At 51.0% G+C, this 26,051-nt stretch carries 27 protein-coding genes; 21 read left to right on the plus strand and 6 right to left on the minus strand.

Annotation, left to right across the window (positions count from 1 at the left end; translation table 11 throughout):
• Positions 1-37 precede the first annotated feature (37 nt).
• The gene (locus BQ7364_RS08405; RefSeq protein WP_072684306.1) at positions 38-1,195 is read left to right on the plus strand and encodes a M20 family metallopeptidase; all 1,158 of its coding nucleotides are present in this window, start codon (positions 38-40) and stop codon (positions 1,193-1,195) included.
• Here the strand turns inward: BQ7364_RS08405 and murB are convergent.
• Positions 1,192-2,091, minus strand: coding sequence for a UDP-N-acetylmuramate dehydrogenase (gene murB / locus BQ7364_RS08410; protein ID WP_072684307.1), 900 nt, complete (start codon positions 2,089-2,091; stop codon positions 1,192-1,194). The two genes, BQ7364_RS08405 and murB, sit on opposite strands and share 4 nt — an antisense overlap.
• A gap of 104 nt (positions 2,092-2,195) precedes the next feature.
• Here murB and BQ7364_RS08415 point away from each other — a divergent pair, with 104 nt between their 5' ends.
• The 9 genes from BQ7364_RS08415 (at position 2,196) to BQ7364_RS08455 (ending at position 11,149) form a co-directional block, all read left to right on the plus strand.
• Positions 2,196-3,389 (plus strand): type II secretion system F family protein, encoded by a 1,194-nt coding sequence (locus BQ7364_RS08415; RefSeq protein WP_139248602.1) that lies wholly within the window; start codon positions 2,196-2,198, stop codon positions 3,387-3,389.
• A gap of 14 nt (positions 3,390-3,403) precedes the next feature.
• Entirely contained in the window at positions 3,404-4,828 is a 1,425-nt protein-coding gene (gene pilM, locus BQ7364_RS08420; RefSeq protein WP_139248603.1) for a pilus assembly protein PilM, read from the plus strand.
• Entirely contained in the window at positions 4,825-5,379 is a 555-nt protein-coding gene (locus BQ7364_RS08425) for a type II secretion system protein M (protein WP_072684310.1), read from the plus strand. Before pilM ends, BQ7364_RS08425 begins: the two co-directional genes overlap by 4 nt.
• A gap of 23 nt (positions 5,380-5,402) precedes the next feature.
• Positions 5,403-6,902, plus strand: coding sequence for a hypothetical protein (locus tag BQ7364_RS08430; protein ID WP_072684311.1), 1,500 nt, complete (start codon positions 5,403-5,405; stop codon positions 6,900-6,902).
• 18 nt (positions 6,903-6,920) lie between these two features.
• Positions 6,921-7,238, plus strand: a complete 318-nt coding sequence (locus BQ7364_RS08435; protein ID WP_072684312.1) for a type IV pilus modification PilV family protein — start codon at positions 6,921-6,923, stop codon at positions 7,236-7,238.
• Positions 7,235-7,777, plus strand: coding sequence for a PilW family protein (locus tag BQ7364_RS08440; RefSeq protein WP_072684313.1), 543 nt, complete (start codon positions 7,235-7,237; stop codon positions 7,775-7,777). The genes BQ7364_RS08435 and BQ7364_RS08440 overlap by 4 nt, the downstream gene beginning before the upstream one ends.
• Before the next feature lie 10 nt (positions 7,778-7,787).
• Complete coding sequence (locus BQ7364_RS08445) at positions 7,788-9,470, plus strand: GspE/PulE family protein (protein WP_072684314.1); 1,683 nt, start codon at positions 7,788-7,790, stop codon at positions 9,468-9,470.
• Between the two features lie 117 nt (positions 9,471-9,587).
• Entirely contained in the window at positions 9,588-9,986 is a 399-nt protein-coding gene (locus BQ7364_RS08450; RefSeq protein ID WP_072684315.1) for a type II secretion system protein, read from the plus strand.
• 56 nt (positions 9,987-10,042) lie between these two features.
• Positions 10,043-11,149, plus strand: coding sequence for a type IV pilus twitching motility protein PilT (locus BQ7364_RS08455; RefSeq protein ID WP_083538502.1), 1,107 nt, complete (start codon positions 10,043-10,045; stop codon positions 11,147-11,149).
• A gap of 23 nt (positions 11,150-11,172) precedes the next feature.
• On the opposite strand, the gene BQ7364_RS08460 is transcribed toward BQ7364_RS08455, so the two are convergent.
• Both BQ7364_RS08460 and BQ7364_RS08465 read right to left on the minus strand, forming a co-directional pair.
• Complete coding sequence (locus tag BQ7364_RS08460) at positions 11,173-11,916, minus strand: prepilin peptidase (RefSeq protein ID WP_072684317.1); 744 nt, start codon at positions 11,914-11,916, stop codon at positions 11,173-11,175.
• Between the two features lie 39 nt (positions 11,917-11,955).
• On the minus strand, positions 11,956-12,207 hold the full coding sequence (locus BQ7364_RS08465) for a kinase to dihydroxyacetone kinase (RefSeq protein ID WP_072684318.1): 252 nt from the start codon (positions 12,205-12,207) through the stop codon (positions 11,956-11,958).
• A gap of 168 nt (positions 12,208-12,375) precedes the next feature.
• On the opposite strand from BQ7364_RS08465, the gene BQ7364_RS08470 reads away from it, so the two are divergent.
• From BQ7364_RS08470 to rbr, 5 genes are all read left to right on the plus strand, one after another.
• Complete coding sequence (locus BQ7364_RS08470; protein ID WP_039864372.1) at positions 12,376-12,654, plus strand: autorepressor SdpR family transcription factor; 279 nt, start codon at positions 12,376-12,378, stop codon at positions 12,652-12,654.
• On the plus strand, positions 12,644-13,303 hold the full coding sequence (locus BQ7364_RS08475) for an SdpI family protein (RefSeq protein WP_072684319.1): 660 nt from the start codon (positions 12,644-12,646) through the stop codon (positions 13,301-13,303). Before BQ7364_RS08470 ends, BQ7364_RS08475 begins: the two co-directional genes overlap by 11 nt.
• Before the next feature lies 1 nt (position 13,304).
• Positions 13,305-14,015 carry an ABC transporter ATP-binding protein gene (locus tag BQ7364_RS08480; RefSeq protein WP_072684320.1) on the plus strand — a complete coding sequence of 237 codons (711 nt, stop codon included), beginning with the start codon at positions 13,305-13,307 and terminating at the stop codon, positions 14,013-14,015.
• Positions 14,008-15,600: a hypothetical protein gene (locus BQ7364_RS08485; RefSeq protein WP_072684321.1), complete on the plus strand. Its 1,593-nt coding sequence runs from the start codon at positions 14,008-14,010 to the stop codon at positions 15,598-15,600. The genes BQ7364_RS08480 and BQ7364_RS08485 overlap by 8 nt, the downstream gene beginning before the upstream one ends.
• Positions 15,601-15,751: 151 nt before the next feature.
• On the plus strand, positions 15,752-16,291 hold the full coding sequence (gene rbr, locus BQ7364_RS08490) for a rubrerythrin (RefSeq protein WP_006059148.1): 540 nt from the start codon (positions 15,752-15,754) through the stop codon (positions 16,289-16,291).
• A gap of 132 nt (positions 16,292-16,423) precedes the next feature.
• Here the strand turns inward: rbr and BQ7364_RS08495 are convergent, their stop codons facing one another.
• Entirely contained in the window at positions 16,424-17,710 is a 1,287-nt protein-coding gene (locus tag BQ7364_RS08495; protein ID WP_072684322.1) for an ISL3 family transposase, read from the minus strand.
• 191 nt (positions 17,711-17,901) lie between these two features.
• Between BQ7364_RS08495 and ybaK the strand changes: the two genes are divergently transcribed.
• Entirely contained in the window at positions 17,902-18,381 is a 480-nt protein-coding gene (gene ybaK / locus BQ7364_RS08500; RefSeq protein ID WP_072684323.1) for a Cys-tRNA(Pro) deacylase, read from the plus strand.
• Between the two features lie 76 nt (positions 18,382-18,457).
• On the opposite strand, the gene BQ7364_RS08505 is transcribed toward ybaK, so the two are convergent.
• Entirely contained in the window at positions 18,458-19,360 is a 903-nt protein-coding gene (locus BQ7364_RS08505) for a diacylglycerol/lipid kinase family protein (RefSeq protein WP_072684324.1), read from the minus strand.
• A gap of 128 nt (positions 19,361-19,488) precedes the next feature.
• Between BQ7364_RS08505 and BQ7364_RS08510 the strand changes: the two genes are divergently transcribed.
• Positions 19,489-19,737 carry a hypothetical protein gene (locus BQ7364_RS08510; RefSeq protein ID WP_072684325.1) on the plus strand — a complete coding sequence of 83 codons (249 nt, stop codon included), beginning with the start codon at positions 19,489-19,491 and terminating at the stop codon, positions 19,735-19,737.
• 57 nt (positions 19,738-19,794) lie between these two features.
• Here the strand turns inward: BQ7364_RS08510 and BQ7364_RS08515 are convergent, their stop codons facing one another.
• A complete protein-coding gene (locus tag BQ7364_RS08515; RefSeq protein WP_072684326.1) occupies positions 19,795-21,465 on the minus strand; it encodes a DEAD/DEAH box helicase in 1,671 nt (556 codons plus the stop codon).
• 133 nt (positions 21,466-21,598) lie between these two features.
• On the opposite strand from BQ7364_RS08515, the gene BQ7364_RS08520 reads away from it, so the two are divergent.
• The 4 genes from BQ7364_RS08520 (at position 21,599) to BQ7364_RS08535 (ending at position 25,971) form a co-directional block, all read left to right on the plus strand.
• Positions 21,599-22,858 (plus strand): type II secretion system protein, encoded by a 1,260-nt coding sequence (locus BQ7364_RS08520; RefSeq protein WP_072684327.1) that lies wholly within the window; start codon positions 21,599-21,601, stop codon positions 22,856-22,858.
• Between the two features lie 148 nt (positions 22,859-23,006).
• On the plus strand, positions 23,007-23,894 hold the full coding sequence (locus BQ7364_RS08525; RefSeq protein WP_072684328.1) for an acetamidase/formamidase family protein: 888 nt from the start codon (positions 23,007-23,009) through the stop codon (positions 23,892-23,894).
• Positions 23,891-25,285: a TrkH family potassium uptake protein gene (locus BQ7364_RS08530; RefSeq protein ID WP_072684329.1), complete on the plus strand. Its 1,395-nt coding sequence runs from the start codon at positions 23,891-23,893 to the stop codon at positions 25,283-25,285. Before BQ7364_RS08525 ends, BQ7364_RS08530 begins: the two co-directional genes overlap by 4 nt.
• 14 nt (positions 25,286-25,299) lie before the next feature.
• Complete coding sequence (locus BQ7364_RS08535) at positions 25,300-25,971, plus strand: potassium channel family protein (RefSeq protein ID WP_006059157.1); 672 nt, start codon at positions 25,300-25,302, stop codon at positions 25,969-25,971.
• The last annotated feature ends 80 nt before the right edge of the window (positions 25,972-26,051 follow it).

The following is a 26,051-nucleotide window of genomic DNA, read 5'->3' on the forward strand; positions in this document are numbered from 1 at the left end:
CAGGATGGAACATGATAAATTTTTAACCATGAGGTGAATGGGTATGAAAGAACAATGCAAGACATGGGTTAAGCAGCATCTTGACGAAGGGATGGAGCTGGTCAAGGCGATGTATGAGCATCCTGAACTGGGCGATCAGGAATTTGAATCAATGGCGCTGCTATGCGAAAAACTGGAACAGCTGGGGTTTGCGGTGGAGCGGAGCTATCTGCTTCCGACCGGCTTCATCGGCCGCTATGATTCTGGAAAGCCGGGACCGAAAATCGCGTTTTTATGCGAATACGATGCGCTGCCGGAGGTCGGCCACGGCTGCGGCCACAACCTGATCGCGGCGATCGGCGTGCTGGCGGGCGGCGCTTATAAAGCGGTGATCGATCAGCTGGGCGGAGAAGTTCGGGTAATCGGGACGCCGGCCGAGGAAAACTTCGGCGGCAAGGTGCGGATGGCCGAGAAGGGCTGCTTCGACGATCTTGATGCGGCGATGATGATCCATCCGGGCACGGAAAACCGGCTGGGCGGCAGAACCAACGCGCTGATGCCGCTGAAATTTGAATTCTTTGGCAAAAACGCACACGCCTGCCACCCGCAGGAAGGCCGCAGCGCGCTGGACGCGGCGGTCAATACGTTTGTCGCAATCAACATGCTGCGGCAGTTTATGGAACCGGGCAGCTTTATTCACGGAATCGTCAAGGACGGCGGGGAAGCGGCCAACGTCATCCCGGCCTATGCGTCGCTGGAATACTATTTCCGCGCGCCGACGATGGCGGAGGCGAAGGCGATGTCGCAGCGGGCGGTGGAGTGCGCCGAGGGGGCTTGCCAGATGGCCGGGACGACCTTGAAAACAAGCATGTACGAATGTCCGTACGAAGACAATAAAATCAATTATACACTGTGCAAATTGCTGGAAAAACAATATGCCGAACTGGGCTTAAGCGACATCCAGCCGGTCGACGAGGTGCCGGGCGGTTCCAGCGATATCGGCGCGGTCAGCTACCGCTGTCCGGCGCTGCACGGATATATCCAGATCTGCGGATGTGAAGTGACAGGTCATTCCCGCGAGATGGCGGCCGCGACGATCAGTCCGCAGGGGTGCGCAGGGTTGGAAAACGGCGCCAGCGCGCTGGCGATGTGCGCGGTTGAGCTGGCCTCGGATCCGCAGCTGCTGCGGCAGGTCAAGGAAGAATTCGCGCGTTAAAGCGTTTCAATTTCACATTCCAGAACGACGGAGGTCTGATCGAAGACCTCCTTTTGTATGTGCGCGACCAACGCCGTGACATCGCCGCTGGAAGCCTGATTGCGGTTGATGATAAAGCCGGCGTGTTTTTCCGAAACCTGCGCGCCGCCGATCTGTTTACCTTTGAGGCCGCACTGGTCGATCAGGGCCGAGGCGTAATGACCGGCGGGGCGCTTAAACACACTGCCGGCGCTGGGATAGTCCAGCGGCTGCCTGGCGGTGCGGCGGGCCATGGTTTCTTCCATGAGTGCTTTGATTTCCTGGCGGCGGCCCGGCGTCAGACGAAAGACGGCGCTGACTAACACATGGTTTTGATCATTGAGCAGGCTGGAACGATAGCCGAAGCGCAGCTGATCGCGGGTGAAGGTTTTTTCTTCACCGTCGACTAAAACCTGGGCGGATTCCAGAATCTCTGAAAGCTCTGTGCCGAAAGCACCGCTGTTGTTGTGCAGCGCGCCCCCGACGCTGCCGGGAATTCCATACAAACGTTCCAGTCCGGATAATTCCGCCTGCATCGCGCCGTTGCACAGCCGCTTGATCGTGAGTCCGGCGTCCGCCCGCAGCAGCGTGCCTTTCCGCCTCAGTCCGGCCCAGTTGGACCGCAGCAGGATGATCATCCCCGGATAGCCGGCGGTTGGGATCAGAACGTTGCTGGCCTGACCTAAAATCCGGTAGGGAATTTCCGCCCGCGCCGCACAAACCACACAGTCCCGCAGCTTGGCAGCAGTGTCGGGCAGTGCGACTAACTCCGCCGGCCCGCCGATATGAAACGACGTGTACGGCGCCATCGTCACCCGCCGCTGCAGTTCAATATTTTTCTGTTGAAGCTCCTGAATCAGATTTAAGTCAATACGCATAGTCTCTCTCCTTTAAAAATGTTAGAAGTTTACGGCTGAATTCTGGGCAGACATCCTTAAAGATGATATAATAATAAAAATGATCTAACCGAAATGAAGGATGTGTGTTGAATGGAGTCCTATCTTTATACGGCAGTGAACAACGAAGGAAAAAAGTACGGGGCGAGAAGCGGGCGGAAGACGTCGTGCATCTCTACTCGCTGTTGAATAACGAAGGGCTGTATTGTCTCAACGCCCACCGCAAGGCACAATGGGAAACCCAGACGGTAAAACCGAAAAATCAGGAGCTTTCTCTGATGTGCAAGCAGCTGTCAGCGATGTTAAGCTCAGGGATTCCGTTAGTCAACGCCCTGGAAATGCTGCGGCAGAAAAGTGATAAGAAGAAAATGAAGAAGCTGTATGCTCAGCTGGTCGAGGAAGTGCGCAAAGGCTCTTCGCTGACGCTGGCGATGAAGCAATGTCAGCAGGCGTTTCCGCCGCTGTTGATCTATCTGGTGCAGGCTGGAGAGATGAACGGAACGCTGGATTCGGTCATGGAGCGCATGGCGGGGCATTACGACAAAGAATATAAGCTGCGCAACAAGGTCACCTCTGCTTTAATCTATCCGATTATGCTGCTGGTGGTGACCGTTGCCGTCATCCTTGCGCTGATGACTTCCGTTGTGCCGAGCTTTTTGAGCATGGTCGGGGATATGGAGCTGCCGTGGAATACGCTGCTGCTGATCTCCATGAGCAATTTCATCGTCGCTTACTGGCCGTTTCTGCTCTTAGGCGTGCTGGTGGCGATCCTCGGTTTCCGGATGGCCTTGAAAGTGCCGGCAATCCGCCGGGGCTTCGATGAGATTAAAGTAAAATTTCCGGTGTTTGGAACGCTGAACCGGATCGTTGCGACCTCGCGGTTTGCGCGGACGTTTTCCTCGCTGTATTCCAGCGGAATTTCCGTCATTGATTCGCTGCAGGTATCCGGCGACGTCTTAAATAACAGCTATTTTACCGAAAAGGTGAACTGGATCTGTGAACGGGTGCGGCGGGGTGAGATGCTCTCCCGTTCGATTGAAGCTTCTGAAGCGTTCGATCCCTTGCTGAACTCGATGATGTATGTCGGCGAGGAATCCGGATCGCTGGAGGAAGTGCTGAATTCAATCTCGGATTATTACGATACGGAAGCGGACAACGCGACGCAGAAGATGGTCGCGCTGATGGAGCCGATCATGATCGTGATTCTGGCGATCATCATCTTCTTCGTTATTATTTCCATCATCATGCCAATTTATGATTCCTACGGGATGATCGCATAGCAGGGGGAAGCATTATGATACTATTGCATATTATGCAGCGGCATGCCGTTGTGGTTTGGGGAAAAGCAAAAAAACATGCGCTGGAGGTTCAGCGCACGCATTCCTGCGCGATTCCCGAAGGTTTATTGATCAACGGCTTTATCCAGAATGAGGAAGCCTTTGCCCAATGGGCGAAAACGATGGTTTCCGAGCTGGGACTCAAAGGCAAAAAAGTAACGGTGATTGCCGACAGCACGGCGGTGATCTACCGTCAGATCGAAACGCCGAAACTCAAGGCGAAGGCATTGGAAAAGAACCTCTATTTCAATTTGGCCCGCCAGATCGGCAACATCACAGAAAATACCGTTGATTACGCGATTTTGCCGCAGGCGGAAAACGGCAGCGAAAGTCTGACGGTCGTCGTCCCGCAGTCGTATGGCGATACTTACAGCAAAGCGCTGAAAGCGGCGGGCCTCAAGCCGCAGCGGATGATCACCTCGACGCTGGCGTTAATCCAGGCGGGAATGCGGTTAAATGAAGAAAAGACCGCGATTTATTCGTGGTGTTCGGACGAAGTCTGCACGTCGGTTTTATTCAATAACGGCCGCTTCATGTTTTCCAACGTGTTCCGCTTTGATCGCAATCAGACGCCGCTGGCCGTCATGAACGAGCGGATTTCCCAGCTTGTCCAATTCCAGCGGATTAAGAATCCCGATTCGCCCGTGGAGCTGGTGCGGGTCGGTGTGCCGGAGAACGCCGAGTCAATCGCCGGCGAGCTGACGCAGCTGCTGCGGCTGCCGACCGAGATCTTCCCGGCAGTCAGCGGCTTGAGCGCATCCGAGGTTTCCTCGCAGGTCTGCGCGGTATATGGTCTGGCGATGCTGGCGCGGCCTTACGACCTGTTCAGGGGAATTGATCATCAGCGCTATACCGAGGCTTACCAACGGCGCCGCAGCCTGCGCGTGATTCTCGGGCTGTTTGTCGTTAACGCCTTCCTTCTTGCGATCCTTTGCTATCGGCAATTCGCTTTGAATCAGATTGAGGACAACGCGATCAGGCAGGTGCAGGCGCAGCTGCAGCTGCCCGAGCGGCTGCAGCAGTATGACGACGCGCTGATGCTGTCGAGTGAAAATACGCTGACCCGTCAGCAGATTGAAGACGCGCTTCAGGTGCTGCAGTACAGCGAACAGACTGAACAGTTTTCCAAGACGCTGTTCGAGCAGATTCAGGCGCTGCGTCCCAAGGACGTCGCGATCAGCGGACTGCAGGTTCAGGATGGTCTGGCCGTTCAGCTGACCTGTACGGCAGGCAGCCGGCTTTCCCCATCTCAATACGCGCAGGATCTGCGTTCGACAAACTGGTTTGCGGATGTGAATTATACCGGCTTTACCTATAACGAAAGCAAGAAGAACTACAATTTCCTGATCACATTGACGCTGAAAGGGGTGGACGCGGAATGAAACTCTCTGAACGTGAGAAAATCTTACTGGTCGTCCTGGCGTTTATGTTATTGAACGTGATTGGCATTCAGTTTATTTTGACCCCGATGCAGCAAAAACATGAGGATTTAGTCAGCGAGCGCGCTCAGATTGAAGACGAGCTGGCGCAGCAGCAGCTGATGATCGACATGCTGGACGCCTTGAATCAGGATCATGTGGATCTGGCGGTTCAGCTGCAGAATCTGGCCGACCGCTTCGTGCCGCCGAAGTATTCGGAATTGAAAGACGAATACCTGTATGAAACGATGGCCGATTTTATCAAACAATGGGATTCTCTGACGATCTCGGATCTGACCTATGCGATGCTTCCCGGCAGCGAACAGGCATTAAGCGTCGTGCTGATGGTGGAAGCGGATTTCACGGTCACTGGTTCGATGGATCAGATGATCGGCGCGATGGATAAGATCCAGCAGCTGCCGCAGGTCATTTCGATTACGTCTCTGTCGGTGAACGAGAAAGAAAAGCAGATGCAGGGTTCGTTTCATATCCAGTTCTACACGTTTAACGATTAACTAAAGAGAAAGGGGGTGTCGCAATGCGGTCAAAACAGGGAAGCACATTGTTGCTGACAATCTGTCTTTTTATGGTGTTTCTGATTTTTGCCGCCGCTCTGATTCCTCTTTCCCGCCGGGCTTTTCAGCAGACGGCCGCGGACGTGACCCAGCAGCAGGCGGATTATATTGCCCAAAGCGCAGTGGAGGCGCTGATCACGCAGCTGGATGAAGAAAATCTGCGGCAGACGCTGATCAAGGTTGTACAAAGAACTCAAGATCAGGTTGTGAGTGATTGGGCCAGCTATGGCGGCCGTGGCGAATACCGGTATGTGATTACGCTGGATCCGTTCTATGAATCGCATGAGTATTTTTTATGGGAAAAGCAGCATCTTCTCATCAGCGCGCAGTCGAAATATGAAGGAAAGACGTCCCAGATGACAGCTGTTGTGCAGGCAACAAAATACATGAATCAGTTCTTTGATCCCAACGGGATCGAAAGAGAGATTACCGGTAAGGATGGCCTGTCGAAACGCGCCGTCCTGATTAACGAATGCCGGATTCCAACGGATCATTCGGCCAGCTTCTGGATCAATGCGATTTCTGATTTGACGCTAACGCAGCAGAATGTAAACGGAAACATCAGTTCTGAAGATGAAAAACCCGATGAATTACAGAAAAATCTGGATCCGAAAGTTGTCTTAATTTACCGGAACATTAAGAATCCTGTGGTCACCGGACATATTGACGGCAATGTCGTCTTAGAACCGGCTGAATACACAAAAGCGACGATTGGCAGCGATACACCGGGAGAAGTCGTCATCGACGGCGACGTCATTTGTAAAGGCGATCTTGTGTTGAAGAATGCCACGGTGACGGGAGCGATCTATTATACCGGCAGCTTTAAATCAGAGAACGCTTCTTATACTGGAGAAATTCGGCAAATTCAATCCACAGACGCTCTTTTTGAAAAGTATCTGTTTCATCTTTCGGTAATCCCCAGAAAAATAGAAAGCATTGAAGGCTATCGTAAAGTTACTTCATCGGATGCCGAGATAGAGATTAAAATCACGGAGGATTCAGCGATATTTTATGAATTTTCAAATCCAAATCTGGAAAAATTACAGATTAAAAACGGGAAAACACTGGATATTTCGTTCGTTAATTTAGCCAAAATGCCACATCAGCTGATCGTTGAAAGCGAAAACAAATTTTATCGGCCGGTCTTTTTTATTGAAGATGAAAATCCTGTGCTCAGCGATCAGGTCTCGACGAATCTGTTGAACAGCGAAAATATTATCCTCGTTTTTACCCATCCGGTTCGAATTCAGGGTGACGTCAATGTGAGTGTTTTTGCGCCCAAGATTATTTTTGAGGCTGAAAATATCACGATGAATGGTCGGCTGCAGGCTTGTGAGTTCGAGCACAGCGAACTTGTCAGCAGCGTCAACCTGAAGGCGAGAAATAATGCGGATATTTATGAGGTATTTAAATTAGGCGGAGAGGATGCCTATTATTTTGACCTGTACTATTATCAACCATAAGGAAAGGATGGATCTGCCATGAATAAACGCGGCATGACTTTGTTGGAAATTGTGATCTCGTTAGGCATTCTGGTGATTATCGTGACTTCGCTGACGAAGGTTTTTACTTCCGGCGTATCCTTGACGATGGAATCGGACAGCCTCAGCCGCAGCGAGTTAAAAGTGCGCAAGGCGATTGCGGGTGAAAAAATTGCCGGCGTTAAAATCACGCCGCAGGACGCGTCGCTGACCTTCTCGCTGGATGGACAAAGCTATTCCATTTCCGGACAAATGAAGACGTATTCCGATGCTAAGGGGCGTGTTAACTATCGTTATTTTGAGGCGGATCCTTCATGAAGAAGCGTGGGTTTACGCTGATTGAGATGGTGTTGGTCGTCGGGTTGTTAACGACGCTGGTGATTGGCTTGACCGCGATCTTCAGGCCGATGATCGCAACCTATCAGAAAAGCGCGCTGCAGACCGATCTCAAAGACAAAGCGCAAATTCTGATCGAACAGATCAGCAAGCCGATGCAGACCGCGAAATCCCTTGTCAGTGAAAAGAAATCAATTACGGAATTTAAAGATGAATATGGCCGGAACTTTCTTGTTTACAGCATTGTCAACGGTCAGCTGCAGGTCTGGGATTTTCCAGGGGGGACGCCAAAAGCGCTGTATTCTCCAGATTTTTACAACGGTTACAAAGTGGATATCAAGCTGTCCACAGCGATAAAAGATTACGACAGCGATACGACGACAGTGAAAATCGTTCTGATCTTCAATAAGAATGGTGAAAAATATCGCGCGGAATCAGCGGTCGAATGTATGAATATTGATTATGGCCGCCAGGATTTCAGCATTGTCCTGTCAGAGGGCTATATCGCGATAGAAAGGTAGGCGCAGACAAGTGAAAAATCTTCCGATCGGCCAGCTGCTGCTGGAACAGGGTTACATTACAGAGGAACAGCTGAACAGCGCGCTGGCGCATCAGAAAGCACATCCCGGCAACCGTCTGGGCGACGTCTTAATTGAATTAGGCTATATTACGGAAGAAAAGAAGCTGAAAGCGTTGAGCGTGCGTCTGAACGTTCCGGTCTACGAAGGCTTCCAGATCAATGTCAGCAGCGATATCGTGCGGCTGATCTCCGAAGACGTTGCGAAGAAGTATCAGGTCATGCCGCTGGAAATCAAGAACAACGCCCTGCAGCTGGCGACCAGCGATCCACTTGACTTCTATGCACTGGAAGATATCAAGGCTTCCTGCGGTATTCCGGTATCTCCGGTCTTAGCTCCGAAGGAAATGATTGAGAATGCGATCCGGCGGAACTACGCGCAGGCCAATGTCAGCAGCGCGATCGACGAAATTGAGAAGGATCTGACGGAAGATCAGGACTTGGCGCTGAACGATGAGCTTTCCGAATTGACGCAGCGTGTCGATAACGCGCCGGTCGTCAAGTTTGTCAACAACATGATTCGTCAGGCTTATGAAACAGGGGCGAGCGATATTCATATCGAACCGTTTGAAATGACGACGGTGATCCGCTTCAGAACCGACGGTGTTCTGCATGAATTCACGCGAATCGCGAAGTCCGTGCATGAGGCTTTGATTACGAGAATCAAGATTATGGGGAACATGAACATTGCGGAAAAACGAATCCCGCAGGATGGTCATATTGAAAGTCAGATCGACGGCAAGAGTCTGGATATCCGTTTATCCTCACTGCCGACGGTTTATGGCGAAAAGATGGTCATCCGTCTGCTGGGTCACAGTCTGCAGCAGCTCACAACGTTAAAAGATCTTGGCTTGCAGCAGAAAGACTATGAGCTGATGGAGTCCATGATTCATCAGCCTTACGGCATTCTGTTGTTTACCGGCCCGACCGGCAGCGGCAAAACCACGACGCTGTATGCTATTTTAAATGAACTGGCAAGAGAGGAAGTCAACGTCATTACGATTGAAGACCCGGTTGAAAAACGAATGATGGGCATCAATCAGGTTCAGGTCAACGCTAAGGCCGGATTAACCTTTGCTTCAGCCCTGCGTTCCATTCTGCGGCAGGACCCGGATATCGTCATGATCGGCGAAATCCGAGATGAAGAAACCGCGGAAATCGCCGTCCGTTCAGCAATCACCGGCCACTACGTTTTATCTACCATTCATACCAATGACAGCGCCACGGCCATTGCCCGTTTGAAAGACATGAAGGTGGAACCTTACCTGCTGTCTTCTTCCGTTGTCGGGATCGTTGCCCAGCGTTTAGCCCGTCAGCTATGTCCGCATTGCAAGGAGCAGGTCATGCCTACGCCGGAACAAAGTCAGCTGCTTGGCGGCTATACCGGACCGATCTACAAACCTCATGGCTGCGCCCGCTGCAATCAGACCGGATATAAAGGACGGACGGCGTTATTTGAAATCCTTCCGCTGACCGCTGAGATCCGCGATTTGATCGTCAGCTCAAATGATACGAATAAAATTAAAGAGTCCGCTATCAAAGCTGGTATGACAACGCTGTCGGAGGAAATGGTGAAGATGATTATCAAGGGACAGACGTCGATGGAAGAAATGCTGCGGGTCATCTATACGATTTAATTCGGAATCCTAATTGGATTATTACAAAAAACTTAAATTTTTTACACGGTTATCATAACTCTTTTACAATAACCGTGATATAATGATAGTGTTCAATATGAAAGGAATATTAAAATTATGAGGAAGAGTGCAAAGAACAACAAGAAAGGTTTTACCCTGATTGAATTGATCGTCGTCGTCGCTATTTTGGTCGCTTTGATGTTGATGTTGGTGCCGAAGCTGACAGGATTTACTGATGAAGCTACAAAGACGGCGAACACAGCAAATGCTAGAGCAATCTATACGGCAATCAAAGCTACAGAAACTGCGAAATCTACGGGAATGTATGGTAAAGATGATGCAACTGTTAAAATGTGTGATGATACTGTAGAGGTATACAAAGTGTTTTGGGAAGATGCAGCACCAAAAGGGACATGTTCCTATAATCCAGCTGAAGATTATGTGAAGTATGGAACAGGTAATACTGAGGGACGTTATCCAATGCCAGAACCTGAAGCTTCTGCAGGAACAAACTAATAATTCAAATCGAGAGCGTAACCGCTCTCTTTTCTTTCTCCCCATTTCAGCGTACAATGAACAGTATAAATGAGGTGATCACGATGGATTTACAAGCTTGGATGGATCGGGGACGGGCAATGGACTGTACCGATTTACATTTGACGGTCGGCCTGCCGGTCGTGGCAAGAATGTTAGGGGAACTGACAATCATTGGGGATGAACCCTTAACGAAGGAAGACATTCACTCGATGCTGGCGACGGTCATGAACCGGATTCAGCAGGAAGAATATCAGAAAGGGGATCTGGACTTTGGATTCCAGGATGCGCATGGCTACAGCGTGCGTGTCAACGCTTATTATCAGAAAGGCAATCCATGCGCAGCGCTGCGTCTTTTGCGCAATACGATTCCTTCTTTTGATGATTTGATGATTCCGGAAGCTGTGCGCAAGCTTTCCACGCTGCCGCGGGGATTGGTGCTGGTTACGGGGCCGACCGGAAGCGGAAAGTCAACGACGATGGCCGCCATGATCAATTCGATTTCGCATGAACGCAAAGCGCATATCATTACGATTGAGGATCCGATTGAATACCGCTTTGAACATGCGTCCAGCGTTGTTCATCAGCGTGAGGTCGGCGTGGATGTTTCTTCGTTTGCGGATGCGCTGCGCAGTGCGCTGCGTGAAGATCCGGACGTTATTCTGGTCGGCGAGATGCGTGATTTTGAAACGATTCAGGCCGCGATCCGGGCAGCGGAAACGGGCCACTTGGTCATCTCCACGCTGCACACCAATTCGGCAGTCAGTACGATCGACCGCATTATCGACGTGTTTCCGGAAGCCCAGCAGGGGCAGATCCGCGTCCAGCTGGCAAGCGTGCTGAAAGGCGTCGTCACCCAGCAGCTGTTAGTCCGTCAGGATCAGCCGGGCCGGTTGGCGGCCTTTGAGATTTTACTGACCAACGATGCGATCGCATCCATGATCCGTGAAAACAAAGCGCATCAGATCAGCAGCGTCTTGCAGACAGGCCAGAAGGCCGGGATGCGGCAGATGGATTACGATCTGGCACGTTTGGTGCAGGAAGGGAAGATCTCTGAAAAAACAGCGCATGAGCGCTGTCTGAAGGAAGCTGATCTGCAGCAATACCTGTCTTACGCACCTTCGGCTTCGACGTATTACTTTTAAAAAAAGACAGCTTGCGCTGCCGTTTAGAACAAGGTGAGATAAGCCTGAATCAGAGCGTTGCCCCAAAGCACGCTGAGCGTCAGGCCGACCGCCAGAAAAGGACCAAAGGGAATTTCAGATTTCCGGTCCTTTTTTTTACAAATCATCAGATACAACGCCGCGATCGCCCCGATGAAACTGCTTAAGACAAACGCTGTTAAAACCAACGGCGCACCCAGATAAAACCCGGCGGCGCACATGATTTTTACATCGCCCCCGCCCATCGCGTTCAACCGCGACAGGATCCAGAATGGGACGCTGATGATCAGCGCGCCCAGAATCCGGCTGGGGATGGAGGCAGGTTCCAGCGCCAGGGCGATCACGGCGAGAATCAGAATGAAAACGGAAAGCCGGTCGGGGATTTCCATCGTATCCAGGTCGATCATGGCCATGACAATCAAGATCGAAAGAAAGAAACAATGCAGCACGGCGGTGAACGTAGCCCCGTAATAGAAACCACACAGCGCATACAAAATTCCAGTTAAGCTTTCGATCAGCGGATAACGCGGTGAGATCGGCGCGTGGCAATAGCGGCATTTTCCCCGCAGCCCCAGCCAGCTGAGAACCGGAATCAGATCCATCGCGGACAAGGTGTGATGACATTGCGGACAGAAGCTGCGGCCTTTCGCCGTCGACAGCCGCAGAGGTAAGCGATAGATTGCGACGTTAAGATAAGAGCCGATCACCAGTCCAAATAAAAAGAAAAACAGAACGATTAACCATTCCATAACGAGTACCTGTTCATTCACGGACGGAGCCGTCCGCGATTAACCCTGCAGCCCCTGAGACTGACGTTCCATGTTTTCAACGACGATATCATGAATCTCGCCCAGGCTGGCACAATATTCCAGCACCTTCCAAGGCGTATTGGTATGAAAGTGAATTTTGATCAATTCGTCGTAGCCGACGGCTAACAGACAATCGCCTTCGATATTCTCCGTGATGTAATCATGAATCGCATCTTCGGAAAGATGCTCGCCTTCAATTAAAAGCTGGGTGTCAAATTTAAATTCCAACATAACATTCTCCTTCGCCTGTTTTGGCGTTAATCTTATTTTACTCTGATTGGGAAGTCCGGGCAATCGTTCTGCAGAAGAAAGAAAAGAAGAAAAATAAGAATTGACAAGGATAGAAGGTACCTCTATAATACATTTAGATAATTATCTAAATGAATGGAGGAGTGAGAAGTGGGGATGCAGGAGACCTTTAAAGCTTTATCCGATCCCACACGACGTGAGATTCTGGAGCTGTTAAAGGAGAAACGGCTGACCGCGGGTGAAATCGCCTCGCATTTTCAGATGACCAACGCGACGGTATCGCATCATCTGGCAGTGCTGCGGAAGGCGGATCTGATCAGCGATGACCGTGACGGCAAGTTCATCTATTATGAATTGAACATGAGCGTGTTTTCTGAAGTGCTGGGCTGGGCCTTAGGGTTCATCAAGGAAAAAGAGAGTGGGGATTGAGTTGAAAGCGTTCTTTAATTGGAAATTGTTAATTCTTCCGGCGCTGGCAGTCGTGATCACTTTGATCGTGTGGCCTGCTTTGCCGGAGATAATCCCGACGCATTTTGACGTTCAGGGACTGGCGGACGATACAGGTCCGAAAATCATGATCTGGATTTTCCCGGCGATGCTGTTTCTGCTTCCGGCACTCATGATGATTTCGCCGATGATTGATCCGCGGCGGCGTAATTACGAGAAATTTAAAAAGTCCTACGGCGTTATCCTGGGCGTGACGGAAGTCTTTCTGTTTTTGATGTACGGCTGGATTTTAGGTCAGATCTTCGGCGTTGCGTTCATTAATGGCGAATATCTGCTGCCGGTGATGACCGGTTTGATGTTTTTGGCGCTGGGCAACGTCATGCCGAAAATCAGGCAGAACTATCTGGTCGGCGTGAAGACGATCTGGAGTTTCGACGATCCCGATAACTGGAATAAAACCCAGCGCTTCGGTGGGTATTGCTTCTGCGTGGTGGGCGTACTGCTTCTGCTGAGCTGTTTTGCGCCGCTGGCCTGGCGGACGGCGGTCATCTTGATTTTGATTTTTACCGCGGCGCTGCTGCCGATGGGTTATTCCTGGCTGTTGTTCAGGAAAAAGGAAAAGGAGAAGTAAAATGCTGGAAATAAAAGGCTTAGTGAAGCGCTATGGCGCCAAGGCGGCGGTGGATCATCTCGATCTGACGTGCGAAAACGGCGAGATCTTCGGATTCATCGGTCCCAACGGCGCAGGCAAAACAACGACAATCAAATCGGTCGTCGGGATTCTGGACTTCGACGAGGGCGAAATTTGGATCGACGGGCATTCGATCCGTCAGGAACCGCTAGTATGCAAACAGAATCTCGCATATATCCCGGATAATCCGGATCTCTACGATATCATGCGCGGAGATGAATATCTCAACTTCGTGGCCGACATCTATCAGATTGACAAAGAAACCCGGACGAAGCGGATCCGGAAATATGCGGCATTGTTTGAGCTGGAAGGGGCGTTGGCGATGCCCATCAGCAGTTATTCGCATGGCATGAAGCAGAAGCTGGCTTTGATCAGCGCATTCTTGCATGAACCAAGACTGCTGGTATTGGACGAGCCGTTTGTCGGTCTGGATCCGAAAGCTTCCTTCTTATTGAAAAAACTGATGCGCGAGCATTGCGACCGCGGTAATACGATCTTTTTCTCGACGCATGTGCTGGAAGTCGCGCAGAAGCTTTGCGATCATGTCGGGATCTTAAAAGATGGACGTCTGGCGGCGCTGGGTACGATGGAGGAAGTCACGGGCAACCAGTCGCTGGAACAGGTGTTCCTGGAGCTGGCCGATCATGAATAGAACGTTTGTCCTGATCCGGCTTTCGCTGAAGCAGCTGATCTGGCAGATGGCCCGCACCTTCGGCGGCCGGAAGAAATTCAGTTCCCTGCTGGTGCTTTTGGCGGCGGCGATGCTGATCGGATTGTCGGGCTTATACAGCTGGGCGATGATCGAAAGTGTGCCGACGGAACTGAACATGCTGATCCCGCTGTCGATGCTGAGCGCAGCGTTCGGGTTGATTCTGGTTTTTGGTTTCTATCACGCGCAAGGGTATTTATTTGACTTTCAGGATTATGATCTGTTGGCAAGCATGCCGCTGACGCGGCGTCAGATCCTGATGTCCAAACTGGTCGCTTTAGTTGCGATGATGCTGATCTACAGCGCGTTTCTGACGCTGCCGATGATGGCGCTGTTTCAGCTGCGCTATGCGATGCCCGCGACATTTCTGCTGTATGGACTGATCGGCCAGCTGTTTCTGCCGATCGTACCGATGAGTGTGGCGTGTCTGGCGGCGGTTGCCGTGCGTCTGATTTCCAGCCGTCTCAAACATCCGGTGCTGATCCGCAACGTGTTGTCGTTGGGAATGGTGATCGGCTTGATGACAGTCATGACGTTGTTTCAGGGACAGACCGGGCAGGCGCAGGACCTTGCCGCGCTGATTCAGCCGATTCAGACGTGGCTGGCTCCGGTGTACTGGCTGACGATGGCGATGATCAACGGGAATCTCTTTGCGCTGCTGAAGCTGATCGGACTTTCTTCGCTGGTTCTGATTCTGTTTCTTGTTTTGATCGCGCCGATCTGGAACGCGCTGAATCAGAAAGCGCGGACGACGCCGGTCAAAGCCGGTGGGAAGGTGAAGCTGGAGGCTTCTTCGATGAACGCGGCGCTGCTGCGCAAGGAGCTGCGGCGGTATTTCGGTTCGACATCGTTAGTGATGAACACGATGGTCGGCCCGGTGATGGTGGCGCTGTGCGCGGTGCTGCTGGTGGTGCAGAAGGATCTGATGGTTCAGGTCATGCTGGAAAGCGGCGCTGATTTCGGCGCGTTTGCCGACCCGGTTGCGATGTTGCTTTTGGCGGCATGTCTGTTCTGCGCGATGATCTGTCCCATCACGGCGACTTCGATCTCGCTGGAAGGCAAAAACTTCTGGATTGTAAGATCGCTGCCAATTCCGGCAAACCGCTATCTGGGCGCGAAGCTGGCTTTGAACCTGCTGCTTAACGTGCCGGTCAGCTGGCTGAGCATTCTGATCTTAAGTTTTGTGTATCATTTTGCGCCAGTCACAACCTTGCTTTTATTGGCACTGACCCTGTTGGCGGCGCTGTGCTCAGGTTTGTTCGGTTTGATCGTCAACCTGCACTTTCCGCGCTTTGATTATGATCGGGAAATCGTCGTGGTGAAGCAGAGTCTGAGCACGATGATCACCGTCTTTGCCGGAATGGGGTTCAGCTTTTTGATCATTGCCGCACTCTTGTTCTGGGCGCCGTTGGAGCCGGTTATGATGATGGTGGTGATTGCATTGGGAATGACAGCTCTGGCAGCGGGCATGGGCTGCTATCTGTTCTGCCGGGGCGAATCGCTGCTGCGCCGATTATCCGGCGTGTAATCCTGCCGAGATTCGAACTTTCTTCAGGCTAACTCTGGCAATTCTGGAAATCTCTGGTAAAATAGAGGATAGAGAGCAGCGCGTGTAAGCGGGCTGTCAACTCATTGCCAACTGTAAATCGGTTGGCCGCTAAAGAAAAGGAGAGATTAACATGAAAGATTTGAAAGGCACAAAGACTGAACAGAATCTGATGACCGCATTCGCCGGTGAAAGCCAGGCCCGCAACAAGTATACCTACTATGCGTCCAAGGCGAAAAAGGATGGCTACGAGCAGATCGCGGCGTTGTTTGAAGATACGGCCAATAATGAAAAAGAACATGCGAAGCTGTGGTTTAAGCTGCTGCATGGCGGAATGCCTTCGACAGTTGACAATCTGAAAGACGCGGCAGCCGGTGAAAATTACGAATGGACCGATATGTACGCGAAGATGGCGGAAGAAGCTCGCGAAGAAGGCTTTGACGCGATTGCCAAGACGATGGAAGGCGTCGCTGCGATCGAAAAGACGCATGAAGAACGGTATCTGAAGCTGTTGGCGAACATTGAAAGCGGCGAAGTTTTTGTCCGCAAAGGCGAACAGGTTTGGGAGTGCCGCAACTGCGGACATCTGCACATCGGCGAAAGCGCTCCGGAAGTCTGCCCGGTTTGTGCGCATCCGAAGAGCTACTTCATGCTGCGCCCGACCAACTATTAATTTTTGGGGTTAAAGCAAGCCATCCTCCTGTGCGGGGATGGTTTTTCTTTTCGGCTCTTTCAAAAATAGTGTTGGTGAGAGAAAAACCGAAACAAGAAAGACGCAGATGAGTTCCAGAAATGGGACTCATTTTTAATTGAGAAAATGGCAGGGAACTAAGGTGTTAGAAATAAGTAAAATGCGGGTCTTAAATTGAATGAAAGAACGATAACCGAAAGCCAGGCGCTTGATGACCTTAATCAGATTATTCGTACCTTCAATCATGCCATTAGAAAATGAGTAAGTCAAGGCGTTGATCACTGCCTCTTTCCGTTCCACTAAGGACTGAATGGCGGTATTCATGGGCTTGGAGATCAAAGGATCGGGATTCAGACAAGCTTGGAGGAAGGCGTCAGGATCTTTCCGGTTGAGCGCGGTAAGGAGACTCTGATAGAGCTCATAAGTCGCCTTGAGCTCGGGATCCAGTTCAACTAAGAAGTGGACAATGTCAATTTCGCGCATCAGAGATGGAAAGCAAACCCATTTTTTGAAGTCCTGATCATTCAGGTCATCTTCAAATTTAAGAAGGAGTTTCCAATAGCGTTTGAGCTTATTGTAATGAGGCTTACTCTGATTCATGAAATTGACGCGGGTCTTATTGAGAGCGCGGCTGAGCAGCTGAACGATGTGGAAGCGGTCAAGAATGATCTTGGCGTGAGGGAAACAGTGGTGAACGACAGAGAAGTAAGGGGAATACATATCCATACAAACGGTTTTAACGGCTTCGCGGGCTTTCCTGGAATAGCTCATGAAATAGCGGATGAGAACGGGCATTCTGCGATCAGGAAGGATATTGAGAATCTGACCGGATTCCGCGTTAAGAAAGAGAAAAGACATTGAAGCATCAACCCCTTTGACAGAGCGAAACTCGTCAAAACAGAGATGAGGGGGAAGAAAATTCCGCTGGACTTTAAAATCCTGATAGAGCTGTTGAAGAAGGGAATTCACCGTAGCATGAGAAACAGAGTGACGGAAAGCGATATCTTTTTCAGAAGTCTTCATCTTGGCGTCGAGGGCAATGGAGAGACGAGTGTTATTGGAAATGAAACAATGAGGGAGAACGATGGAAGTCGAAGCAGTAAAAGTATGGCCGCAATGTTTACAAAGGAAGCGTTGTTTTTTGAGGCGGAGATAAGCGGGGCGGCGGGAAACGGAAGGCAGGGTGATGAGGGAGGATTTCGTACCATGTTTGATGATAGCCGAGCCGGGGTTGGAGGACCCGCAGAGAGGACAGGAAGAGGGAGGGTCATAAGAAAGCGAGCCGGAAAAGACAAGGGAGTCAACACCACGAATCGACTGAGAAGAGACACAATCCTCAGAGAAATGAAGATGAGGGTCTTTTAAATTGAGAACAGATACGATAGAATGAGTAATAGACATAGTGAGATTTCCTTTCTGTAATTTGTGGTGATTTTATTGTAACGGAAATTCTTACCTATGTCTCTTTTTTTATGCTCAAGAAAAAAAGCGTTGGTTTCCACCAACACCAAAATTTATAGAACCTTCTTTTCCTGTTGGAGGATCGTGCTATAATAAATCCGGAATTCATGAAATGGAAAGAGGAGTAAGCGATGAAAGAAGTCAAGACGAACGCGATGCGGCTGTTAGACAAGCAGAAGCTTGCCTATCAGGTGCATACCTATCCGCACCACGATAAGGAAGCGGTCGACGGGGTGAGCGTGGCGGCGATGCTGAACGAGGATCCGGCGCATGTTTTTAAGACGCTGATCACACAGGCGTCAAGCAAAGCCTGTTATGTATTTGTGATTCCGGTGGCGGCGGAGCTGGATTTAAAAAAAGCCGCGAAGGCGGTCAATGAAAAGGCTGTCGAATTGATTCCTGTTAAAAATCTGCTGGGTGTCAGCGGGTATATCCGCGGTGGCTGCAGCCCGATTGGCATGAAAAAGTTGTTTCCAACGGTGATTCACTCATCGGCTTTGGATTATGAAACGATTCTCTTCAGCGGCGGTCAGATCGGCACGCAGATTGAAATGGCGCCGCAGCTCTTAGCTGATTTGATTCATGCACGTTTTGAAGCGATTATCCGCTGATGACTGGCGTTGAAAAGGAGATTAGACAGAGAAAAAATCCTGAGGGCTGCTTTATGAAAGTCAGAATTCAGGATTTTTATTTAGCTTTTAACGGTGAAGCTTGCGGCACGATCAGCGGCAGCTTGTACGGTCCGGTCGTGATCCGCACATGATTGGAGGTAAAGCCCTCGCCGTCCGACTGCATTAAGATCGGCTTGTCGACATGAATCTCAATTTCAGAGGCTCGCAGCATTTTGCATTGCTTCAAATGGGTGTGCTTGCCTTGTTTGTATTTTGGCATCAGCCATAACGTTTCCCATAACGTCAGCGGTTCAATGACGCAGACGTCGAATAAGCCGTCCTGAAGATCCGCCTGCGGCGCGGCGATAAAGCCATTGCCATAGCAGCTGCCGTTCATCACGGCGGCGATGATCGCTTTCTGCCGGATAGTCTCCGTTTTCGTTTTTAACACCAGTTCAAACGGCGCCGGCTTCAGCGCGCACAGGACCGCTGCCAGCCCGTAGACGGAAAACCGCGGGAGCGGGTAATTCTGATATAATTTGATTGCCAGATCGTTGACCCGTGCGTCTAAGCCCAGCGTCGTGCAGTTGTGGAAGCGCCAGTGATGACATTGCCCAAAGTCAACCTCCACCTGTTTGCCCTGAATGGTTTCGTGCAGCATCTGCGCAAAGGGAAGCTTGCGCCGGTCGATCATCCGGTAATAGTCATTCCCTGTGCCGCTGGGCAGGATGCCCATGCGCAATCCCTGCGGCAGACCGTTGAGCACTTCCCAGATCGTACCGTCGCCGCCGACCGCATAGACGATCGTTTCCGGATCCGGCTGGATTTCCGCCGCCAGCTTCTGAGCGTGTCCGGCGTATTCAGTCAGTCGGATTTCGCCGTCCAGATGATTCTGTTCGATTTCTTTTCGAATCGCGGCCGCAGCCCGTTTTCCGTCCCCTTTGCCGGAAGTCGGATTTACGATGAATATATGCTTCATAAATACCCCTATCTAAAAAATACGATAATTCCTGAATTATTTTACCATGGTTATTTCTTCCGGTCATCTCAATTTAATTGAAACTTCAAAATATTATGCTATGATTGAATCAAAGGGTGGGAAATGACATGAAAGAATCAATCCTGTTTGATTTTGCGACCGTGCAGGATTTGGAATCCTGCAAACAAATCGTAGCCCGGAAGCTTCAGGCCAGTCAGGTTGATTGCGATGATCTGGAAGATCTGACCAGAGACATTATGAAGCTTTCTTATTCCATCGGCGGATCCTACGATGTCAACATGATCGTCAGCGTGACGCAGTGTTATCTGGATCACCCGCAGCTCAGCAAAAAAATTAAAAAGAGAGTGGAAGCGTAAAGAAAAACCCCAGCCTGCGTCGGTATCCGCAGTATGGGGTTTTTTCATGATTTAAAATTAATCGCGGTTTTCGCGGCGGCGTCCGCGCTGACGCGCCCCTTTGGCGGCTGTCCGGCGCTTCGGCGGCAGATTGGAATAATCCTTACCTTTGCGGACCATCAGAAGCGGGTGGACTGTCTGGCCTTTGATCGGCGTATTCTTCATTGCGTCGGCGATCTCGCGGTCAAACTGGCGCGGAATCTGTACGGTCGTTTCCTGCGCGCTGATCCGGATCTTGCCGATGTCTCTGCCCGGCAGCCCGGTTGCGGTCGCGATCGCGCTGACGATGATCGCCGCGTTGACGTCCTGATCAGAACCGATATCCAGAATCAGTTCGCTCATGCCTTTTTCCGTCACGGTTAGCGCCGGACGGGCGGAAGCATTCCAGGCCGATTCATCGAACATCTCCGTGCCGGCAATCTGATAGGCCAGGGCTAAAGCCATTTCCCGATAAGAATAGCCGTCGTCCTTCATGGCGTCGATAATCGCCGCCAGCGGCTCCGGGACATCGCGGGTCATCCGGTGTTCCAGATCTTCGCGTAAGAAGTCCAGCCGGATCTTGCGGACTTCTTCCAGCGACGGCAGCGGCTTCTGCGTCAGCTTGGAGCGGGTTGTGCGCTCCAGATCGCGCAGTGCGTATTTCTGACGCGCAGTGATCAGCGTGACCGCCAGACCTTCCTTGCCCGCACGGCCGGTCCGGCCGATGCGGTGAACATAATATTCAGATTCCTGCGGCAGATCGTAGTTGAAGACGACGTCCATCGAATCGACGTCGATCCCGCGGGCTGCGACGTCGGTCGCCACCAGAATGTTGATCTTGCCTTTTTTGAAATTTTCCATGACGCCGGTGCGCATTTCCTGCTTCATGTCGCCATGCAGCGCGGCGGCAGGATAGCCTTTGGAGACTAAATCCGAGGTCAGCTCGTCGACCATTTTCTTCGTGTTGCAGAAAATCATCGCCAGATGCGGATTTTGCATCGAGATCAGCTGCATCAGAATTTCTTTCTTGGCTTCCTTCGGGCAGACGTAATAGACCTGCTCGATCTTCGGTGTGTTGATCTGTGTTTGCGGCGTTTTTATATGAACTGGATTGGTCTGATATTGCGAAGTGATCTCCAGAATCGGCTTGGGCATCGTCGCGGAGAACAGAACGGTCTGGCGCTGCTGCGGCAGGGCGGCGATGACGGTTTCGATATCCTCGCGGAAGCCCATGTTCAGCATTTCGTCCGCTTCATCCAGTACTAATACGCGGCACTGGTCAAAGCGCAGCGTGCGGCGGCGGATATGATCGAGTACACGGCCCGGGGTTCCGACGACGATGTCGGCGCCTTTTTTTAATTCCAGAATCTGCTTGCTGATCTGCTGGCCGCCGTAAACGGCAACGGTACGGATGCCTTCTTTATATTTGGTAAACTTGCGGATTTCATCGCAGACCTGCATCGCCAGCTCGCGGGTTGGGGATAGAATCAGCGCCTGAGGCCGCTTGCGGTCCGTGACCTCCAGCATTTCAATGATAGGAATCGCAAACGCGGCGGTCTTGCCGGTGCCGGTCTGGGACTGTCCGATGACGTCGCCGCCGTTCATGACGACCGGGATGCACGCGCTTTGGATATAGGTAGCCTCTGTGTAGCCGCAGTCTGCGATGGCGCGGCTCATCTCAGGGGACAGGTTTAGTTCGTTAAATTTCATGTATTTCTCACTTTCATCTTAAAATCGCTCGCCTAGGAGTATATCATTATTATGGACAAAAGTAAAACGAATTAAGCAGGCAGATTCAGAAGTATGATATAATAATCCTAATCAAAGAACAAAGGTGAAAACAATGAAAGAGAAACGTGGTTTTACATTATTGGAAATGATCGTGACGGTCGCGATTTTATTTACGCTTTTGAGTATACTGGTCCCGACGATGTCAGGCTTCGCGAAATCCGTGGGCGATCAGATTTCAGATTCTAATTTAGAGCTGTTGAATTTTGCCACGCATTCCTACGCTTCGTTTCATGAAATCGAAAATAAAGATATTTTTGAATCGGTCGGGGACGACGCCGCGCGGCAGCAGGTGCTGGTCAGCGACGGCCTGATTGAGCAGCCGGTGCATCCTAGTGGGGAAGGGGATTATTGTTGGAACATTACCGATCAGAAATGGATCCGCTATGTTCAATCCACGGAAGGCTGCGGCGGCAGTTATAAACCTTCATCCAATCCGGATGGTTCGTTAACGCCGGATGACGTAAAGAAGCCGGAACCGACGGTGTACCCGTCGTCCAAACCGATGCCGACCTACATTCCTTCGCCTTACAAGGCGGTTTGTGAAGCCAGCAAGGGCCAGTTTGACATCGTTGCGGAAACCTGTTCATGCCCGGCCGGTTACGTTCTGGAAGGAACGGAGAAGAAAGACGGCGTTGAATATAAGGTCTGCATCCCGGTCGAACAATATATGTGCATCAGCAGCGGCGGGACATATGACAAAACAACCCAGACCTGTACATGTTCCGGCGATCTCATCCTTGATGACAACACCAAGATGTGCGTGTTCGATCAGGAAAAAGCCAATCAACAGAAATGTGTGGCTAGTGGGGGTGAATGGATTGTAGAGAATGGTTCCGGTTACTGCAAGAAAGAAGAAACGAACACCTATCCGATTGTAGTGGATAAGAATAATCCGAACTTTATCCATGCGGCCTATATGTTAGGCGGAGAAGAGGGCGATGGTTTGTTTGACGTATTTAACAATTTGGACAACCTTGAGGATCTGGTTAAAACTGGAAAGAGTTTAAAAAGTGGAGATTATTTTTATTACAATGGTAACCTATATCGAGTGAGTTATGGTTTGTATATAAATCAAGGCAGTAAGCCAAATGATATAATAAAACAGTTAAGTTCAAGTTTATTTAATGTTTCTGCATCCGGAAATTATGTGAAAGGAAAGGAATATCATTCTGGTGAATATGTTTTGCTGGACCAAACATGGTATACTCCTTCGAATGTGACGAATTCAACTCCGCCGAACAACGAATGGCATGAATGTGGAACAGACCCTGCAAAATTTGAGGGAGCATGCAAGGTTGATAATAAAAAATGATTCAGTAGGCTATAAGTGAATTCTTATAGTCTTTTTTCTGTGCAGAAAGAATGTTATGCTTTTTTGTAAAATTTTCAAAGCTCGAGTATTGAGTATTTGAATTAAAAGGTGTAGACTAAGAATCGTATACGCTTAAAGAGGGTTGGTTATGAATAAGATTGCGAAAGATCATGTGATCTATGCGATGTCTTCTGAGAATAAACCGGTACTCAACGTACATTCAGGAGATCGGATTACGTTTGAAACGATGGATTGTTACAGTGACGAGGTCACGCCGGACGAGCCGGACAGGCGTTGTCATCGGATTAATCCGGCAAGCGGGCCGGCGGCGATTGAAGAAGCCATGCCGGGCGATACGCTGAAGGTCACGATCGAGAAAATCTCGCTGGGAAGGCGGGCGCTGGTCGGCAGTTATCCCAACAGCGGAACGATGAAAGAACTTGTGACGAGGAGAATGATCCACTTTCTGCCGGTACAGGAGCACCAGCTGGAATTTTGCAGCGATCTGATCGTCAAGGCGGATCCGATGATCGGCGTGATCGGCGTAGCCCCGCAGGAAAAAGAAGTTGGCTGCGGAACTCCGGGTGAACACGGCGGCAACATGGACTGCCGTAAGATCCGCGAAGGCTCAGTGGTCTATCTGCCTGTTTTTCATCCAGGCGCGCTGTTGGCGCTGGGCGATGTGCATGCGGTCATGGGCGATGGCGAGGTGATGGGCAGCGGCGCGGAAATTGCGGCTGAGGTCACGGTAAAGGTCGAAGTCCTCAAGCAAGCCTGCGAAGGTCCGTGGATTACAGATCAGGATCAGCTCTATGCGCTGGCTTCCGCCAAGACGATGGAGGAAGCGCTGAAACGTTGTTGTCAGAAAATGAATTGCCAGCTGCAGCGCCAGTTGGGATGTACGCCGGAAATGGCGGGCATGCTGATGAGCCTGGAGGGCAATAGTGAAATATGTCAGGTTGTGAACGATTTGGTAACGCTGCGGTTTGGAATGCCGCTGGTTCGATTCCTTTCCAAGGAGGGAAATAGATCATGAACTTCAAACTGCCGATCAGAGATAAGCTGCTGCGGTTTCTGGGGCCGACCCGGATGATCGCGCTGAGCTTTGTCCTTGTTATCCTTGTAGGTTCCTTCCTGCTGTGGCTGCCGTTTTCGCAGAATCCCGGCATGCGGGCCAGCTATCTAAACAGCTTATTCGTCGCCACCTCGGCGACCTGTGTGACGGGACTGATGCCGTTTGCCGTGATTGACCAGTACAATCTGATCGGCCAGACGGTCATCATTTTCCTGATGCAGATCGGCGGATTGGGCCTGATGTCGCTGCTGGCGCTGTTTCTGACGCTGATGCGGCGCAAGCTGAACTTTTCTGAAAAGAAAATGCTGCAGGACTCGTTAAATAAAAACGACGCTGACAACATTCCCAACTTTCTAAAAAGCATCTTCCGCTATACCTTTATTTTTGAAGCCATTGGCATGGTGCTGCTGGCGCTGCGCTTCATTCCGGAATACGGATTGACGCAGGGGCTTTACAATTCGGTATTCCTTTCCGTTTCTGCGTTCTGCAATGCGGGTCTGGATAATCTGACGCGGTCGTCGTTAATGGCGTACGCTACCGATCCGCTGATCAACTTTACCGTCTGCGGCCTGATCATCACCGGCGGCCTGGGCTTTGCGGTCTGGTTTGACCTGCGGCGGGTACTGCCGGAGAAGAAGACATTCAGCTGGAAACGGCTGTGGACGCGGCTCTCCCTGCACAGCCGGCTGGTGCTGGTCGTGACCGGAGCGTTGTTGGGCAGCGGGACGCTGCTGATCCTGTTAGTGGAATTTACCAATCCGGATACGCTCGGATGGATGAGCTTCCCGCAGAAAGTGATGGCGGCGTTCTTCCAGTCGACGACGCTGCGAACGGCGGGCTTCAGTACCATCGACTTCTCGCTGCTGCGGGGTGCTTCCCTGTTCATCATGCTGTTCTATATGATCATCGGCGGTTCGCCGGGCGGTACCGCGGGCGGTATCAAAACGACGACGTTCTCGATGCTGTTCGTGCTGATCGTGTCTGAGATCCGCGATGCCGGCAATATGACGCTGTTCAAGCGGACGCTGCCGGCCGGCACCTTCCACAAGGCGTTCGCGATCACGCTGACCTATGCCTGCGTGTTGATCATGGCGATCTTTCTGCTGACGCTCAGTGATCCGGAAATCGGCTTCCTGCCGATCGCATTTGAAGCGTTCTCCGCGATCGCGACGGTCGGGCTGTCCGCTGGGGTGACGCCGCTGTTGTCAGCGCTGGGCAAAATTGTGATCATCGCGCTGATGTATATTGGCCGTGTTGGTCCGATTACGATCGTGCTTTCGTTGATGCGAATGAAACAAAACCGTAAAACAAACAATCTCGTTTATCCGCACGGGGACGTGCTGATCGGGTAGGAGGAATAGGAATTATGTCGGAAATGAAACAGTATGTTATTCTGGGCTTAGGGATCTTCGGATCGACGATCGCCAAGACCCTTTCGCAATACAACCACGAAGTCATCGCGATTGATAAGGATCTGGCGTGCGTCGACCGCGTCAGCGATTTTGTCACGCAGGCGATTCAGGCTGACTTCACCGATATCGACCAGCTGCGTGCGATCGGCATTCAGGACTGCGACGCGGCGGTGGTGGCGACGGGATCGCACCTGGAAGAAAGCATCATGGGCGTCATGAATCTGCGCGAGCTGGGAATTCCGTTTATCATGGCAAAGGCAAAAAATAAAAAGTACATGCAGATCCTGCAGAAGATCGGCGCGGATTACGTCGTTCGTCCGGAAAAAGAGATGGGCGAGCGGGTAGCGAAGAAGTTGGTTTCACGCAACATCATTGATTTGATCGACATCGACGACGATTACAGCATCGTTGAGATCGCAGCCCCGGCCAAGTGGGTCGGCAAGACGCTGAAAGCGCTGGAACTGCGGACCAATTACGGCATTAACGTTTTGGGGATCCGCAAGAATCCGAAGGAACATCTTTCGATTTCTCCGGACGCGTTCTACACGATCGAGGCCAACGACCAGCTGCTGGTTATCGCGGATAATAAAATCTTCAAGAAATTTGAATCACTGTTCAGAATTTGAATCGAAGCCGGAAAATTCCGGCTTTTCTGTATTTTTGGACTTGTGAAGGAAAATGAACCATGGTATCATGATAACCATAG

It is taken from the genome of Holdemania sp. Marseille-P2844 (genome assembly GCF_900120005.1).
GTDB lineage: Bacteria > Bacillota_I > Bacilli_A > Erysipelotrichales > Erysipelotrichaceae > Holdemania.